At 58.7% G+C, this 14,415-nt stretch carries 13 protein-coding genes; 4 read left to right on the forward strand and 9 right to left on the reverse strand.

What is annotated here, in order from left to right:
• The first annotated feature begins 158 nt into the window (after positions 1–158).
• Both HCG46_RS27150 and HCG46_RS27155 read left to right on the forward strand, forming a co-directional pair.
• On the forward strand, positions 159–839 hold the full coding sequence (locus HCG46_RS27150; protein ID WP_168688038.1) for an HAD-IA family hydrolase: 681 nt from the start codon (positions 159–161) through the stop codon (positions 837–839).
• Positions 839–1,612 (forward strand): ATP12 family protein, encoded by a 774-nt coding sequence (locus HCG46_RS27155; protein WP_168688039.1) that lies wholly within the window; start codon positions 839–841, stop codon positions 1,610–1,612. The genes HCG46_RS27150 and HCG46_RS27155 overlap by 1 nt, the downstream gene beginning before the upstream one ends.
• A 36-nt stretch (positions 1,613–1,648) precedes the next feature.
• Here the strand turns inward: HCG46_RS27155 and mgtE are convergent, their stop codons facing one another.
• The 6 genes from mgtE to HCG46_RS27185 all read right to left on the reverse strand — a co-directional run bounded on the left by mgtE (position 1,649) and on the right by HCG46_RS27185 (position 8,665).
• Entirely contained in the window at positions 1,649–3,073 is a 1,425-nt protein-coding gene (mgtE, locus tag HCG46_RS27160) for a magnesium transporter (RefSeq protein WP_168688040.1), read from the reverse strand.
• A 77-nt stretch (positions 3,074–3,150) separates the two neighbouring features.
• Positions 3,151–3,882 (reverse strand): proteasome-type protease, encoded by a 732-nt coding sequence (locus HCG46_RS27165; RefSeq protein WP_022998268.1) that lies wholly within the window; start codon positions 3,880–3,882, stop codon positions 3,151–3,153.
• Between the two features lie 132 nt (positions 3,883–4,014).
• Complete coding sequence (locus HCG46_RS27170; RefSeq protein WP_022998269.1) at positions 4,015–4,833, reverse strand: transglutaminase family protein; 819 nt, start codon at positions 4,831–4,833, stop codon at positions 4,015–4,017.
• Between the two features lie 28 nt (positions 4,834–4,861).
• Positions 4,862–5,812 carry an alpha-E domain-containing protein gene (locus HCG46_RS27175; protein ID WP_168688041.1) on the reverse strand — a complete coding sequence of 317 codons (951 nt, stop codon included), beginning with the start codon at positions 5,810–5,812 and terminating at the stop codon, positions 4,862–4,864.
• Between the two features lie 9 nt (positions 5,813–5,821).
• Positions 5,822–7,246 carry a circularly permuted type 2 ATP-grasp protein gene (locus tag HCG46_RS27180; RefSeq protein WP_031268326.1) on the reverse strand — a complete coding sequence of 475 codons (1,425 nt, stop codon included), beginning with the start codon at positions 7,244–7,246 and terminating at the stop codon, positions 5,822–5,824.
• A gap of 468 nt (positions 7,247–7,714) precedes the next feature.
• A complete protein-coding gene (locus tag HCG46_RS27185; protein WP_022998272.1) occupies positions 7,715–8,665 on the reverse strand; it encodes an OmpA family protein in 951 nt (316 codons plus the stop codon).
• Positions 8,666–8,973: 308 nt separating this feature from the next.
• Here HCG46_RS27185 and HCG46_RS27190 point away from each other — a divergent pair, with 308 nt between their 5' ends.
• A complete protein-coding gene (locus HCG46_RS27190) occupies positions 8,974–10,506 on the forward strand; it encodes an acyl-CoA carboxylase subunit beta (protein WP_055654686.1) in 1,533 nt (510 codons plus the stop codon).
• Between the two features lie 117 nt (positions 10,507–10,623).
• On the opposite strand, the gene HCG46_RS27195 is transcribed toward HCG46_RS27190, so the two are convergent.
• The 3 genes from HCG46_RS27195 to HCG46_RS27205 all read right to left on the reverse strand — a co-directional run bounded on the left by HCG46_RS27195 (position 10,624) and on the right by HCG46_RS27205 (position 12,166).
• Positions 10,624–10,935, reverse strand: coding sequence for a hypothetical protein (locus HCG46_RS27195; protein ID WP_022998274.1), 312 nt, complete (start codon positions 10,933–10,935; stop codon positions 10,624–10,626).
• A 163-nt stretch (positions 10,936–11,098) separates the two neighbouring features.
• Positions 11,099–11,569, reverse strand: a complete 471-nt coding sequence (locus HCG46_RS27200) for a hypothetical protein (protein ID WP_062488565.1) — start codon at positions 11,567–11,569, stop codon at positions 11,099–11,101.
• Positions 11,570–11,689: 120 nt separating this feature from the next.
• Positions 11,690–12,166, reverse strand: coding sequence for a hypothetical protein (locus HCG46_RS27205; RefSeq protein ID WP_168688042.1), 477 nt, complete (start codon positions 12,164–12,166; stop codon positions 11,690–11,692).
• A gap of 224 nt (positions 12,167–12,390) precedes the next feature.
• Between HCG46_RS27205 and HCG46_RS27210 the strand changes: the two genes are divergently transcribed.
• Positions 12,391–14,403, forward strand: coding sequence for an acetyl/propionyl/methylcrotonyl-CoA carboxylase subunit alpha (locus tag HCG46_RS27210; RefSeq protein ID WP_152506398.1), 2,013 nt, complete (start codon positions 12,391–12,393; stop codon positions 14,401–14,403).
• Positions 14,404–14,415 lie beyond the last annotated feature (12 nt).

Here is a 14,415-nt window from a genome sequence, read left to right on the forward strand (position 1 = left end):
CAGACTGTGGAAGTCTTTGCCTATTGTTGAATTTACCAGTCAATGACGTAGATGTCGGCAAAACTTCCAATCCGGCGCAGTGTCAAATGTGCTCTTGACCCCCGGGGGAAAACCCGGCACATGCGGGCTACTTTCCGTTCGCTTGGCACAGGATGCCCATGTATCTGATCATCTTCGACGTCGACGGCACGCTGGTGGACAGTCAGAAAACCATTTTGCAGGGCCTGCAGGTCGGTTTCGAGGCTGCGGGCCTGCCCATGCCTGACCGGGAAACGGCGCTCTCAATCGTCGGACGGTCGCTGGACGAGGCTTTTCTGGATCTCGTTGGACCTGAACACCAGGACAAGATCCCGGTGATGTCCAACGCCTATAAACAGGCCAAGTGGTCCCGAAGGAGGGAAGGGCTGGATCTCGACCCGCTTTATCCGGGTGCTCGCGAGGCTATCATCCGGTTGAATGCGCGTGACGATGTCCTTCTTGGGATTGCCACCGGCAAAGCGATGCGTGGGGTCACGCACATGCTGGATACCCATGATCTGCATGGGCGCTTCGTGACCGTCCAGACCGCTGATACCTCGCCCTCCAAGCCTCATCCGGACATGGTGCTGCGGGCAATGGCGGAGACCGGAGCGGACAGGACACGAACCATCATGATCGGTGATACTGGATTTGACATGGCGATGGCCAAGGCTGCCGGCACACATGCCTTGGGCGTTGCCTGGGGTTATCATGATCATGACCGGCTGAGTGCTGATGGTGCAGACAAGATCATCCAGACCTATGCCGAGCTGGATTTGGCACTTGGTGAACTTCTGGATTTCGACAAGGAAACAATGTGATGCGCGACTTTCTTGAAACTTTGCAGGAAGATGCGGCCAAGGATCCGGAGCAGCGGGCGCGCGAACTCTCCAGGCGCGAATTGCCTAAGCGTTTCTACAAGGAAGCAACCCATGTTGCCGAGGACGGCGGTTTCGCGATCCATCTGGACGGAAGGCCCGTCAAGACACCGGGCAAGGCGGCCTTGTTGCTGCCGAGTGAGGCGCTTGCTGCAGCGGTTGCCGCCGAATGGCAGGCACAGCAAAAGGAAATCAATCCGGCCACCATGCCGCTGACCCGGATTTCCAATTCAGCGCTTGATGCAGTCAGCATCCGGTTTGGCGAAGTGGCTGACGATATCACCCGGTTTGCCGGCAATGATGCGCTGTGCTACCGCGCGGACGATCCGCAAAGCCTTATCGACACCCAAAGGCGCTTGTGGGATCCGGTCGTGGACTGGGCAGGCGGGTTGCTCGGCGGCCGTTTCGTGCTGATCGAAGGTGTCATTCACGCTGCCCAGCCGGAACCGCTGCTTGCCGCCTATCGGGCCCGACTTTCCGACCTGACCCCGATGCGCCTCGCAGCGCTCCATACGATCACCAGCCTGACAGGCTCCGCGCTCCTGGGGCTTGGTCTGCTGGAAGACTACCTCGACGCCGATGCCGCCTGGGCGGCCGCTCATGTGGAAGAGGACTTCAACATCGAGCGCTGGGGCGAAGACGCGGAAGCTGCTCTCGTCCGGGCCTACAAGCGCAAGGAATTCGACGCGGCGGTTCTGATCCTGCGAGAAGCGTAACAATTTCCCTGCGATGTGGTGTGGAGCGTATTCGCTTCACCCCAAGTAGAACGTCGTTGCCATCAGAAAGAAAATGAGCACGCCAAGGACGTCGTTGGACGAGGTGATGAAGACACCGATGGCCATGGCCGGGTCGATGCCGATCTTGTCCAGAATGATTGGTATGGTGGCGCCGACCATGGCCGCAAGCGTGGTGACGCACAGCAGTGACAGCGATGTGGCCAGGGCAAGGTGCAGCGGGTCTTCCAGCGGCACGATCAGCGAAGCCACGAGCACGAGACAGCCCAGGATCGTGCCGGCGATAGCGCCATTGAAGAGCGCCGCCACCAGTTCCTTCAGCAGGCGGTAGAAGATATCGCCGGACCACAAGGCTCCGGTCGCAATGCCTTGCACCGCCACAGCGGAGGCCTGCAGGCCTGCGTTTCCGGCCATCGACATGGTGACGGGAATGAAAGCGGCCAGGATGGCGGCTTCCGCCAACTGGTCTTCATAGGAACCGACCACCGTTGCAGCAACGCTGGCCCCCACCAGACCGGCGAGCAGCCAGGGCAGGCGGCCGCGTACTATACGCAGCACCGTGTCATCTGACCTGGCTTCTGAGGAAACGCCGCTCATCAGCAGCATGTCTTCGTTGGCTTCGTCCGAGGCGATGCGTGTCAGCTGCTTGGGCGTGATCCGGCCGATCAGGTGGCCTTCTCCGCTGACGACCGGCACGGTGCGCATGTCGCGTTTTCGGGCGAGCCGCAGCACTTCTTCCTGGTCAGTGTCCGTGGACACGGCAATCACGTCGCGGTTCATGAAGCTGGACAAGGGGGCGTCCGCCGGCGCGAGCAGAAGCTTGCCGACTTCCACCGTTCCGGTCAGCTTGCCGTCGGCATCGGTCACATAAACCGTAAAGACCTTGCGAATGCGGCTGGCTTCCGCGCGCATCTGCGCGACGGCTTCGCCGGCGGTGCAGGTTTCGGGAAGGGCGACGAACTTGCGGGCCATCACGCGGCCCGCCGTGTCGTCGGCATAGGAACCGCGCGTTGCGATGTCTTCCACATCCGGCAAGCGCGCGATCAGCTCGTCCGCGACATCGTCCGGAAACTCGTTGAGAATTTCGATGGCGTCTTCCGGATCGAGACCGGCGAGAATATCCCGAAACTGCTCGAGGGTGGATTCTTCCATCAGGATCGAACGGAATTCCGGTCGAAGCTCGGCAATGACCTTGATCGACGGGTTGGCCGGCAACCACTGGAACAATTTGCGGGCCTGTTTCAGGCGCAGCCGCGTCAACAATTGCACGACGTCGACGGGGTCCCAGCGCTTGAGCAGTTCGACCAGCTGCGTGCGCTGGCCCGACTTGATCATCTCGCGCACGGCCCTGAGCGCAGCATCATTGATTTCCAGCGGTTCGTTAGCCGGCTCCCTGGTCCATGCGGTTGGATCAAGCTCGGCGACGTCGCTGGAATTGTTCATGGATACTCACTTTCCGGAAGGGTCCGGTCCGCTTCTACTGATCGATTGTGACGTCCGCCTGACAGTTTCCTGCCGGATCAGACCTCAAATTCCTCAATATCGGCAAAGGCCTGCCGCAGCTTGTCGGACCAGCCCCGGGACAGTTTCTGGAAATACGGGTCGTCCTGCTGGATGCGCACCTGGCGGTCGGTGGAAAAGCTGTCGGTGTTGTAGAGCAACATGTCGATGGGCATGCCGACAGACAGGTTCGACCTCAGCGTGCTGTCAAAGGACAGCAGCACCAGCTTGGCCGCTTCACCGAGGCGCATGTCCGCACGCGTGACCCGGTCCAGGATCGGCTTGCCGTATTTGTGCTCGCCGATCTGCAGATAGGGCGTGTCTTCACAAACCTCGATGAAGTTGCCGGCCGCATAGATCTGGAACATGCGCGGTTCCTCACCCTTGATCTGGCCGCCCAGAATGAAGGTGACGAAGAAGTTTTCCGCACTTGTTGCAAGGGCTTCGCCGTCGATCGCCTTGACCTCACGAACCGCACTGCCGACGAGGCGGGCAACCTGGAACATGGTTTTTGCGGTCATCAGCGTCGCCCGGTCGCTTTCCGCGGACGTGATGTGCTCACTCAAAAGCGAGACGACTGCCTGGGTGACGGCAAGGTTGCCGGCCGAGAGCAGGGTGATCACCCGCTCGCCTGGCTCTTCCCATACGTGGAGTTTCTTGAAGGTGGCAATGTTGTCGACACCGGCGTTGGTGCGTGTGTCCGCGGCGAACACCAGCCCGCGATCCAGTTTCAAGCCAACGCAATAGGTCATTCCCAAGCCCTCAGACTGCGCCTAGACCCGCTGCTGGAGCCCCTAAAGGGCAAGCATCCATCAGGCAGGGCGCAGGTTGCCCTTTAATATCTTTTGCTGGAGTGAGCCTGTTCGGGCGGTTTGAAAGGACACTTACTGCTGTTGCTGGAACGCGGCCTGGGCCACATCGACCTCAACATGCAGGTTTTCCTCAAGCCCGCCAAAACGGATCCCCCTGATAGGGGCAGCTGAACGGGAATCCAGGCCCACCGTCAAGCGGATATAGCGATCGGTCGGACACATTGCGTTGGATATGTCGAATCCGGTCCAGCCAAGACCGTTTATCATCACTTCGGCCCAGGCATGATGGGCTTCCGAAGCCTGTTCGTCTTCCAGCAGCAGATAGCCGGAAACGTACCTTGCCGGAACGCCGATGGAACGTGCGGCCGCGATGAAAATATGCGCGTGATCCTGGCAGACGCCTTCTCCGGCAGCCAGCACGGCAGTGGCCGGAGCGTGCGTCTCGGTGACGCCCACCTTGTAGTCGACCTTGTCGCGGATGGCATGCATCAGAGCATGGAAACCGGCAATCTTGTCATGTCCCTCCGCGTTGGCCGCCAATCTGCGGATCGCCTGGTTGGATTGCGTAAGCGGAGTAACCCTTGTGTAGATCCGCGGTGGGATGCCGGCATCCGGTTCGTGGCCGAGAATTCCGTTGGTATCTGTCGTCTCGACAATACCGCTGGCGGTGATCTCGACGTCCTCGATCGGCTCGCTGCGCGACACCATGTGAACCTGGTTGCCGAAAGCGTCCTTGTAGGTCGTCGCCCGTTCAATGCCCGGTGCTTCGATTGACCATTCGACAACTCTCTGGCTGGGGCCATCCTCGGGCGTCAGGCGCAACTGCTGCATGGCGTTGGCGAGTGGCGTCTCGTAACGGTATCGGGTCGTGTGTCTGACAGTCAGTCGCATGCTGCACCGGTTCTGCGGGGTTCCAGGGTCAGGCGAAATTGTAGTCTTCGCAAAGCTGATGGGCGAAAAGATTGTTTTTGTTGATGAAATCCGAGAGGAAATCATGCAGTCCCTGCTGATAGATTTCGTGCATCTGCTTTTCAGCCAGGTCTTTTGCCATGTCCGCTGCCATGTCCAGGCTTGGTTCGCGTGAACCATAGAACTGGGCCAGGTCTTCCGCGGTATCGGCCATCCAGTCGTAGCAATGGGCAAGGGACCGGGGCATTTCCGTTCTGAGGATCAGAAACTCGGCAATGTTGAACGCTTTCAGTCGGGCATTCGGATACGCAAACCGGTAGCTTCTCCGCCCGGACAGGGCACGCAGGATCGCGGACCACTGATAGTGCTCCAGAGAGCCGTCATCGATGATGTCGCTGTCTGGCAGCAGGGTCCAGTAGTAGGTGTCGAGGATGCGGGCCGTGTTGTCCGACCGTTCCACGAAATTGCCCATCTGGCTGAAGAAATAACCGTCGTCGCGCAAGATCGTGTTCAGCAGCGCGCCCCGGAACAGGTGCGCCCGCTGATTAACCCAGGCAAGAAAGTCCGGCAGTTTTTCCTGGGTGATGGATTGCGGGTTCACGTCAGTGAACTCGATCCATGTGGTGTTGATGGCTTCCCAGAGTTCAGCCGTGATGCCTGTTCGAACGGCACGAGCGTTGTTCCTGGCAAGTTCCAGGCAGCTGCGGACGCTTGAGGTGTTTTCCTTGGAAAAGATCATGTGGGCCGCCACGTTGCGGCCGTTCAGTTCCTCGTATTTCTGCTTGTACCCGGTCTCGCTCCCCGAGCAGGCGAGGGCGAAGGTCCAGTGGGTTCCGTCCTCCTGACCCGAATGGGAGATGATGGCGCCACGACAGGCGACCTCAAGGAGACGGGAAACATTCTGGGCACGCTCGTGGTAGCGCGACATCCAAAACAGCGAAGAGGCGGTTCTTCCGAGCATCTGGTTCTCTCAGTCCTCAAGTACCCAGGTGTCTTTTGTGCCGCCACCCTGGCTGGAGTTGACGACGAGCGAGCCTTTCTTGAGGGCAACCCGTGTCAGGCCACCTGGCGTGATGCGGACCTGATCACCGATCAGCACGTAGGGGCGCAGATCGACGTGGCGCGGGGCGACACCCGAAGCGACGTGCGTCGGGCAGGCCGACAGCGCCAGGGTCGGCTGGGCAATATAGTTGGAAGGGTTGGTTTCCAGGACTTTCCGGAATTCCGCGATTTCCCGCTTCGATGCGGTCGGACCGATCAGCATGCCGTAGCCGCCCGAACCGTGGACCTCCTTGACGACAATGTCCTCAAGATTATCCAGAACATAGGCGAGGTCATCCGGCCGTGAGCAGTTCCACGTCGGAACGTTGTTCAGGATCGGTTTCTGGCCCGTGTAGAACTCGATGATGTCCGGGACATAGGCATAGATCGCCTTGTCGTCGGCAATACCCGTTCCCGGCGCATTGCAGATGGTGACGTTGCCGGCGCGATAGGCATCGAAGAGGCCCGGCACTCCGAGCATGCTGCCCGGATTGAAGGTCAGCGGATCGAGGAAGGCATCGTCGATACGCCGGTAGATGACGTCGACCTGCTTCGGTTCGCGCGTTGTGCGCATGTAGACATGTCCGGCATCCACGAACAGATCCCGGCCTTCCACCAGTTCCACGCCCATGGAATCAGCCAGGAAAGCGTGTTCGAAATAGGCGGAGTTATAGATGCCCGGGGTCAGGACAACGATCGTCTGCGAGGACTTCGAGGGATCCGGTGCGACGCTTTCCAGCGTCTGCAGGAGGTTCTCGGGATATTGCTCCACGGCGGCGACCCGGTGACTCTGAAAGAGCTCGGGGAAGAGACGCATCATCGTCTCCCGGTTCTCCATCATGTAGGAGACACCTGAAGGCGTGCGCGTGTTGTCTTCCAGCACGTAGAATTCGTTTTCCGACACGCGGACCAGATCGGTTCCGATGATGTGGGCATAGACCTTGCGGGCAGGGGTGAACCCGGCCATTTCAGGCAGAAATGCCTCGTTCTGCAGCACGAGCTCCGCCGGGATCCTGCCTGCGCGCAGGATTTCCTGGCGATGGTAGATGTCGTGCAGGAAGGCGTTCAGAGCCCGCACACGCTGGTCGATGCCGGCAGACAGGCGCCGCCACTCCGGAGCCGAGATGATGCGCGGGATGGGATCAAACGGGATCAGTCGTTCGGTAGCTTCTTCCGCTCCATAAACCGCGAAGGTGATGCCAAGTCTGCGGAAAATGGTTTCAGCGTCGCGGCCCTTCTTGGTCAGAAAGTTGGCTGGTTTGTCTTCCAGCCATTTTGCGAGCCGGGCGTATGGCTGGCGCGGCTTGTTGGCCTCGTCGAGCATTTCATTGAAGAAAGTGCGTTCGTCCGCCATTGCCTCCCCTTTGCCGATGCTTCGTTCTTGGGCAATCATGGCAAAATTCTGAAAGGTGTCAAAGTTCAATGTCGCGGCGACAGTGCCTGCAAATTAGGCAACGAGCTGAAATTCATCGAAAAATCCTGAGGTTCCCTCAGGTTGAATATATTTTTTTCGACCACTGAAAAAGGATTTGAAGGCGGTGTTTTTCGCCGCTTGCGCGTGCAAACTTCGCCAAAATGACGGGCTCAAATGAACGTAACGGCATCCCTGCTGCCAGGCTTCGCCGGGAAAGACGAGGGGACGGATCGGGGGCGTCTGCTGCCCGTCAAAACCTGCCAGACCGGAGTAGTAACATCTGCTTGTTCGGGCAGGCAGAAGTTGTGTTCAATCCAATATGCACAGTCGATGGGCAGGTCGGGCAGCATGATCGAAATCTGATTTGCTGCCCGATGCGTGTGCGGATAGGTGGCCGGAGACAGGGTGCTAGCGCATGAGTGTCCTGCCGACCGAGATCACCGAGACGTCGCCGTATTTGCGCCCGGTCCAAACGTGGAGGCCTGCACCGACGCCAAGCATCGGAATTGTGTAGAGACCTTTCTTGACGAACCCCTTGTTCTTGGTGAGTTCGATCGCGGCATGGCTCAGTTCCTCGTATTTCTCCATCGTATTGACGATCTTGCCGATGCCCTTGATGCCTTTGAGGACGTCCCCCAGCTTTCCGGCAATCGCCAGATCGAGGTCCCAATCAGACCATTCGCCCTTTTTGTTGAACTCGCTGGGCGTCTTGACACCATGCGCCACGATGACGATGCCGCCGACACTGCCCCCCAGGCCGCCGCCGATTTTCCAGCCGTCTGCCATGAGGTCTACGTAATCGACATAGCCGTTGTCATCGGCGCTGGCTCGGTAAAGGCGTCCATTCCAGTTGTACCGCCCGACAGCCACAAGGTCGCCTGAATGGCTTTCACCGATGCCGACCCACAAGGTGGAAGCCGCCTTTGGTTTGGGCTTCATCTTCTTGGGCGTTTTGATGACCTTCGGATTGGGCGGCGTCGGCAGGGAATGCACGTAAATCATCACGGCACGGAACTGTCCGTCTTCTACGCCGTCTTCCTGACCCATTTCTTCAGCCAGGGATTCGCCAAGTCCGTCGACCAGATCGAACGGAAAACAGGACAGTAGGCATTCTTCCAGGAACGTCTTGACGGCATTAGCCCGCTTCATCGACAGGGCCTTGTTGAAAGCTGCCTTGCCGCTGCGGCTGGAAAGTCCGACGATACTGATGCTGCCGTTGCCCTTCAGCAGCGGTACGACGTTTCTGCGAAGCCAGTTCTTGTGATCTTCCTTGAGGTTCGCCTGGCTGACGTCGAAATATTGCAGGCGTGCGAGCGTGATGACGCCGTCGCGATGATCAACAACATAATTTCCTGACATTAATGTACTCCGTTAAGAATGGGTCGTGGACCTGAAATGAGATTTCTCGAGTTTGAAAATCGTGCTTCGAAAAAGGGCACGTATTGAAGTGATCCTGGTCTGTCCCGGCGTGCGGAAACACAAGGGCAGATTTGGGATCGGGCAAAGCGTGGCCATAAAGGCTTTTGCCTGACATTCGTCCAGCTTCTGTGGGCGTTTGGCAGGGAAGGTTCATGGGGCGTAGTTTCCCCATAAGCCCATGTGCTGACTAGGCTCTGTCGGGGGATCATGCTACGGCGTGATCCAAGCTCAAGTTTTGGGAGGACCGGATGAAAGAAGTTCTGGCCGAATTGGAACAACGCCGCGAAACCGCGCGGCTGGGCGGCGGGCAACGCCGCATCGATGCGCAGCATGCCAAGGGCAAACTGACTGCGCGTGAACGTATTGAAATTCTTCTGGACGAGGGGTCCTTTGAAGAATTCGACATGTTCAAACAGCACCGCTGTACCGATTTCGGCATGGAAGAGCAGCATATCCCCGGCGACGGCGTGATCACCGGTTGGGGAACGGTCAACGGTCGGACCGTTTACGTGTTCTCCAAGGATTTCACGGTCTTCGGCGGGTCTCTTTCCGAAACGCATGCGGAAAAGATCACCAAGCTTCAGGACATGGCCCTGCAGAACCGGGCTCCGATCATCGGCCTGTTCGACGCAGGTGGCGCCCGCATTCAGGAAGGCGTCGCGGCCCTTGGCGGTTACGGCGAAGTGTTCCAGCGCAACGTTCTGGCATCCGGTGTCATTCCGCAGATTTCGCTCATCATGGGTCCTTGTGCCGGCGGCGACGTCTATTCCCCGGCCATGACGGACTTCATCTTCATGGTGCGTGACACGTCGTACATGTTCGTCACCGGACCAGACGTGGTGAAGACCGTGACGAACGAGACGGTGACGGCCGAGGAACTGGGTGGCGCATCCATCCACACCACCAAGTCTTCGATTGCGGACGGTGCCTTCGACAACGACGTCGAAGCCCTGCAGGAAATGCGCCGGCTGATCGACTATCTGCCGATGAACAATCGTGCGGACCTGCCGGAGCTGACGAACTATGACGACCCGGAGCGGATCGACACCAGCCTCGACACGCTCATTCCGGACAACCCGAACAAGCCCTACGACATGAAGGAACTTGTTCTGAAGACAGTCGACGAGGGCGACTTCTTCGAAATTCAGGGCAGTTTCGCGGGCAACATCATCACCGGTTTCGGACGGATCGAGGGGCGCACTGTCGGCATCGTTGCCAACCAGCCGATGGTTCTGGCCGGCGTGCTGGATTCCGACGCCAGCCGCAAGGCTGCAAGGTTTGTCCGCTTCTGTGACTGTTTCAGCATTCCGATCGTGACCTTCGTCGATGTTCCAGGCTTCCTGCCCGGCACGTCGCAGGAATATGGCGGCCTGATCAAACACGGCGCCAAGCTGCTGTTTGCCTACGCGGAAGCTACGGTGCCGAAGATCACCGTCATCACCCGCAAGGCCTACGGCGGTGCTTATGACGTGATGAGCTCCAAACACATCCGCGGCGACATCAACTACGCCTGGCCGTCTGCTGAAATCGCGGTGATGGGCGCAAAAGGGGCGGTCGAAATCCTCTACAGGTCCGAACTCGGCGACAAGGAGAAGATCGCCAAGCGGACGAAGGATTACGAAGACCGTTTCGCCAACCCGTTCGTCGCTGCCGAGCGCGGCTACATAGACGACGTCATTCGTCCGCATTCCACCCGCCGGCGTGTGTCCAAGGCTCTGGCCCTGCTCAGGTCCAAGCAGGCAGATATGCCGTGGAAAAAGCACGACAATATTCCGCTCTAGCAAGAAGAGCCGATTTGCATTCATTCGCTCGGTTCCGGAAGACGATAGCTGGTCCGCAGCAGTGACACACGAGATTGTATCAGGCCGGATTTTCCGGCCTGTTTGCTATCTGTCAGGTCAGTCCCAACGCGAAAGACCGCGCGGGAACAGCGGTTCCTTGCATTCGAACGCGACCGGGCAACGTGGTGTATCCCGCGTCTGGCCGAACTGCGTGAACAGGACCTGGTTACGGTCGCAGTAGCTACGGTTCGAAACAAACATCGAATAAGTGTACTGCCCCGTGGTGAAGACCACGGCACCGTGCTGACGCACCATGTTCTGCGCCTGGGCACAGGTCATCTTGCGAAGGTCTGGACGTGCCTCGGCCGCCGTCGACATGACAAGGCCGGGAAGGGCAAGCGCTGCTGCGCAAAGAAGCATTTTCCGCATGAAAGTCTCCTGACGTGCCGTTGCCACCGGAAAGAACGCTCTGAAGGTTTAGTCTAACAGAACGGTCCGGAAAGGTGGTGACAGGAGAAGTGTGCACCAACTTGTGGCGCGCAAATGTGATTGCGAGCACATAAATCGCATCGGTCAGAGCTCTACCCGGAATTTACCGCGTATTCTGGGCCATCTGGCTGGAGCAGACAGACCCCGCCATGGCTTCTCGCACGCCGTTCAGGGAAAAGCCCGAATAGCGTCTGTCTTCCAGTTGCACGGCGAATTTTACCGAAGAGCGCAACCGGTGCCAGAAATAGGTCATGTTGTCAGAGCAGGCCGGGCAATCGTTGTAAATGTAACCGTCGTTTCCGGCCCTGAACTTTATCAGCTTGTGATCCAGCTCGACCAGGACAGTTGATCCGGGGTCTGGCCTGCGCCCCTTGATGCGCACGCCGATAAGGGTGTTCCTGACGGCATGATTGGGCGGGCACCAGATCGTGAACCGTGCTCCTGATGAGCTTTCGGTCCAGTAGCGCTCGTAGCCATACGCCGTGTCGGTATGCCACTTGCCGTAATCGGCTGCGATTGCCGGCAAGCTCGTGGCAAGTGTCAGGTAGAAAAAAGAAAAGAGGGCGGTGCGCATCGAGCCGTTTCCGTAATCTGTCACCGACGAAAACTACAGGTGTCCTGTTAAAAGCCCTTCAATCAAGAAAGCAATCTAGCGGCCTGGCGTGCCAAAAGGGCTTGGCCAGGCCGCCATGCGTCAGGACCTGGGGTGTTGTTTCTGCCAGTCGGTCGGGCAAACGTTACCGGGAATGATTTTCTGTGCGCCGCGCAGGGAAGATCCAGCATAGCTGTCGTCCTGGAATTTCACCGCAAGGGAATGGGATGACCGCAAACGGTGCCAGACATAGCCGAAGCTGTCGGAACACGCGGCGCAAGCCGTTTCCACGTATCCCTGCTCGTTGATAGGCAGCTCCAGGATCTCGCGGTCCATGATCAATTTGATCCTGCTGCGTGGTGGCGGCATTTTTCCGTCGATATCAATATGAAGCAGGGTGCCGTTGATCCGGCGTTTCGGATGACACCAGACTACGAAGTTCGCGCCAAGATTGTTGGTGGTCCAATAACGTGTAAAGCCATTGATTTCGCCGCTCTTCCACTTGCCGGCGGTTTCCGCCAGTGCGGAAGTTGGTAGTAAAGCACTCGCAATAATTGCCGCTGAAAGGATGCGTTTCATTTATTTGTTCCCCATTGCCTTGGTAATTCCTGCAATAAGTTTATTAAAATTCGGATAAATAGACGCTTTTCCGCGGAACTACCTTTGGCCGGTCCTTGTCGCGGCAAGCCGTTTTTGAGTGTTTGGGCAACTATCCGCAAAATCACGTCTCGCCCTTTGGATAAGTTGCGTGCCAAAGTGGCGCAGCCTACAAAATGGAAAATCGTCCAGCTGGGTGGAAATTCATGTTCTCCAAAATACTAGTCGCCAACCGTGGTGAGATTGCCTGTCGCGTCATCAAGACGGCCCGCCGCATGGGCATAAAGACAGTTGCGGTCTATTCCGATGCCGATCGCGATGCCCTTCATGTGGAAATGGCAGACGAAGCGGTTCACATCGGTCCCGCGGCGGCGTCGGAATCCTATCTGATCGCCGACAAGATCATTGCGGCCTGCAAGGAGACCGGAGCTGAAGCCGTGCATCCGGGCTATGGCTTCCTGTCCGAACGCGCCAGCTTTCCCGAAGCGCTGGCGAAGGAAGGCATTGTCTGGATCGGCCCGAACCCGCGCGCCATCATGGCGATGGGCGACAAGATCGAATCCAAGAAATTCGCCAATGAGGCGAAGGTCAGCACGGTGCCGGGTTACCTCGGCGTCATAGAAAGCCCGGAGCAGGCCGTCGAAATTGCAGCGGACATTGGCTACCCGGTCATGATCAAGGCGTCCGCGGGTGGTGGCGGCAAGGGCATGCGCATCGCCTGGAATGCGGACGAGGTGCGGGATGGCTACACCCGCTCGAAATCCGAGGCGGCGTCTTCTTTCGGCGACGATCGGGTTTTCATCGAGAAATTCATCGAAAACCCGCGCCATATTGAAATCCAGGTCCTGGGCGACAAGCACGGCAACGCGATTTACCTGGGCGAGCGTGAATGTTCGATCCAGCGGCGCAACCAGAAGGTCATCGAAGAGGCGCCGTCGCCTCTGCTCGATGAGGAAACGCGCCGCAAGATGGGTGAGCAGGCCGTCGCGCTTGCAAAGGCCGTCGACTACGACAGCGCCGGCACGGTCGAGTTCGTCGCCGGGCAGGACAAGAGTTTCTTCTTCCTGGAAATGAACACGCGTCTGCAGGTGGAGCACCCGGTGACCGAATTGATCACTGGCATCGATCTCGTCGAGCAGATGATCCGCGTTGCCGCCGGTGAAAAACTGGACCTTGCCCAGAAAGACGTCAAGCTGAACGGCTGGGCGGTCGAAAGCCGAATTTATGCGGAAGATCCCTACCGCAATTTCCTGCCGTCCATTGGCCGGCTTGTGCGTTACCGGCCCCCGGCGGAAGAAGCCAGCAACGGTGTTACCGTCCGCAACGATACCGGCGTTGTCGAGGGTTCGGAAATTTCGATGTTCTACGACCCGATGATCGCAAAGCTGATCACCCATGCGCCGACACGGGCGGAGGCGATCGATGCGATGAGTTCAGCTCTGGATGCGTTTTACGTCGACGGTATTCAGCACAATGTGCCGTTTCTGACTGCGCTGATGAACCATCCGCGCTGGCGGTCGGGCGAGTTGGCTACCAGTTTCATCGCAGACGAATATCCGGACGGCTTCGAGCCGGCGGTTCCCGATGACGAGGCCTATGCGGTTCTTGCAGCCGTTGCCCTGTCCATGGGGGCGTTGCAACGCGAGCGTCTGGACCACCTGCCCGGGCGGTTGCGGGCCCATTCCGGTGCCATCCGCGAAGATTGGGTGATCAAGCTCGACAAGACCTATGTTCCGATCCGGCTTGCTGCCGGGTATCCGGGGACGCCTGTCGAAATTGATGTCGCGATCGGCGATGGCCCCGTTGTCAATGTGGAGGCTGACTGGGCACCAGGTGATCCGCTCTGGTCGGGCAAGGTCGGCGCGAAGGATGTGACGGTACAGGTCCGGACCCTGCGCGGTGGCTACCGCCTCGACTGGCAGGGCTATTCCGTGGTCGCGAAAGTGATGACACCGCGGATTGCCGAGCTGGATGCCCTGATGCCGGAGAAGCTGCCGCCGGACACGTCGAAAATGCTGCTGTGCCCGATGCCTGGTCTGGTGGTGTCCATCGCGGTGGCCGAAGGACAGGAAGTCAAGGCAGGTGAGCAGCTTGCCGTCGTTGAGGCCATGAAGATGGAAAACGTGCTGAGAGCGGAGCGCGACTGTGTCGTGAGCGCCATCAAGGCAACGCCCGGCGACAGCCTTGCCGTTGACGCCGTGATCATGGAGTTTTCCTGATCCGGGGTGATG

Source organism: Labrenzia sp. PO1 (genome assembly GCF_012273635.1).
Classification (GTDB): Bacteria; Pseudomonadota; Alphaproteobacteria; order Rhizobiales; family Stappiaceae; genus Roseibium; species Roseibium algicola.

Excerpts from the sequence above, each read along its gene's own strand:
- HCG46_RS27150 (WP_168688038.1), top strand. The coding sequence starts at position 159 with ATGTATCTGATCATCTTCGACGTCGACGGCACGCTGGTGGACAGTCAG.
- HCG46_RS27190 (WP_055654686.1), top strand. The coding sequence starts at position 8,974 with ATGAAAGAAGTTCTGGCCGAATTGGAACAACGCCGCGAAACCGCGCGG.
- HCG46_RS27170 (WP_022998269.1), bottom strand. The coding sequence starts at position 4,833 with ATGCGACTGACTGTCAGACACACGACCCGATACCGTTACGAGACGCCA.
- HCG46_RS27185 (WP_022998272.1), bottom strand. The coding sequence starts at position 8,665 with ATGTCAGGAAATTATGTTGTTGATCATCGCGACGGCGTCATCACGCTC.
- HCG46_RS27205 (WP_168688042.1), bottom strand. The coding sequence starts at position 12,166 with ATGAAACGCATCCTTTCAGCGGCAATTATTGCGAGTGCTTTACTACCA.
- HCG46_RS27155 (WP_168688039.1), top strand. The coding sequence starts at position 839 with ATGCGCGACTTTCTTGAAACTTTGCAGGAAGATGCGGCCAAGGATCCG.
- HCG46_RS27195 (WP_022998274.1), bottom strand. The coding sequence starts at position 10,935 with ATGCGGAAAATGCTTCTTTGCGCAGCAGCGCTTGCCCTTCCCGGCCTT.
- HCG46_RS27175 (WP_168688041.1), bottom strand. The coding sequence starts at position 5,812 with ATGCTCGGAAGAACCGCCTCTTCGCTGTTTTGGATGTCGCGCTACCAC.
- mgtE (WP_168688040.1), bottom strand. The coding sequence starts at position 3,073 with ATGAACAATTCCAGCGACGTCGCCGAGCTTGATCCAACCGCATGGACC.
- HCG46_RS27200 (WP_062488565.1), bottom strand. The coding sequence starts at position 11,569 with ATGCGCACCGCCCTCTTTTCTTTTTTCTACCTGACACTTGCCACGAGC.
- HCG46_RS27210 (WP_152506398.1), top strand. The coding sequence starts at position 12,391 with ATGTTCTCCAAAATACTAGTCGCCAACCGTGGTGAGATTGCCTGTCGC.
- HCG46_RS27180 (WP_031268326.1), bottom strand. The coding sequence starts at position 7,246 with ATGGCGGACGAACGCACTTTCTTCAATGAAATGCTCGACGAGGCCAAC.
- HCG46_RS27165 (WP_022998268.1), bottom strand. The coding sequence starts at position 3,882 with ATGACCTATTGCGTTGGCTTGAAACTGGATCGCGGGCTGGTGTTCGCC.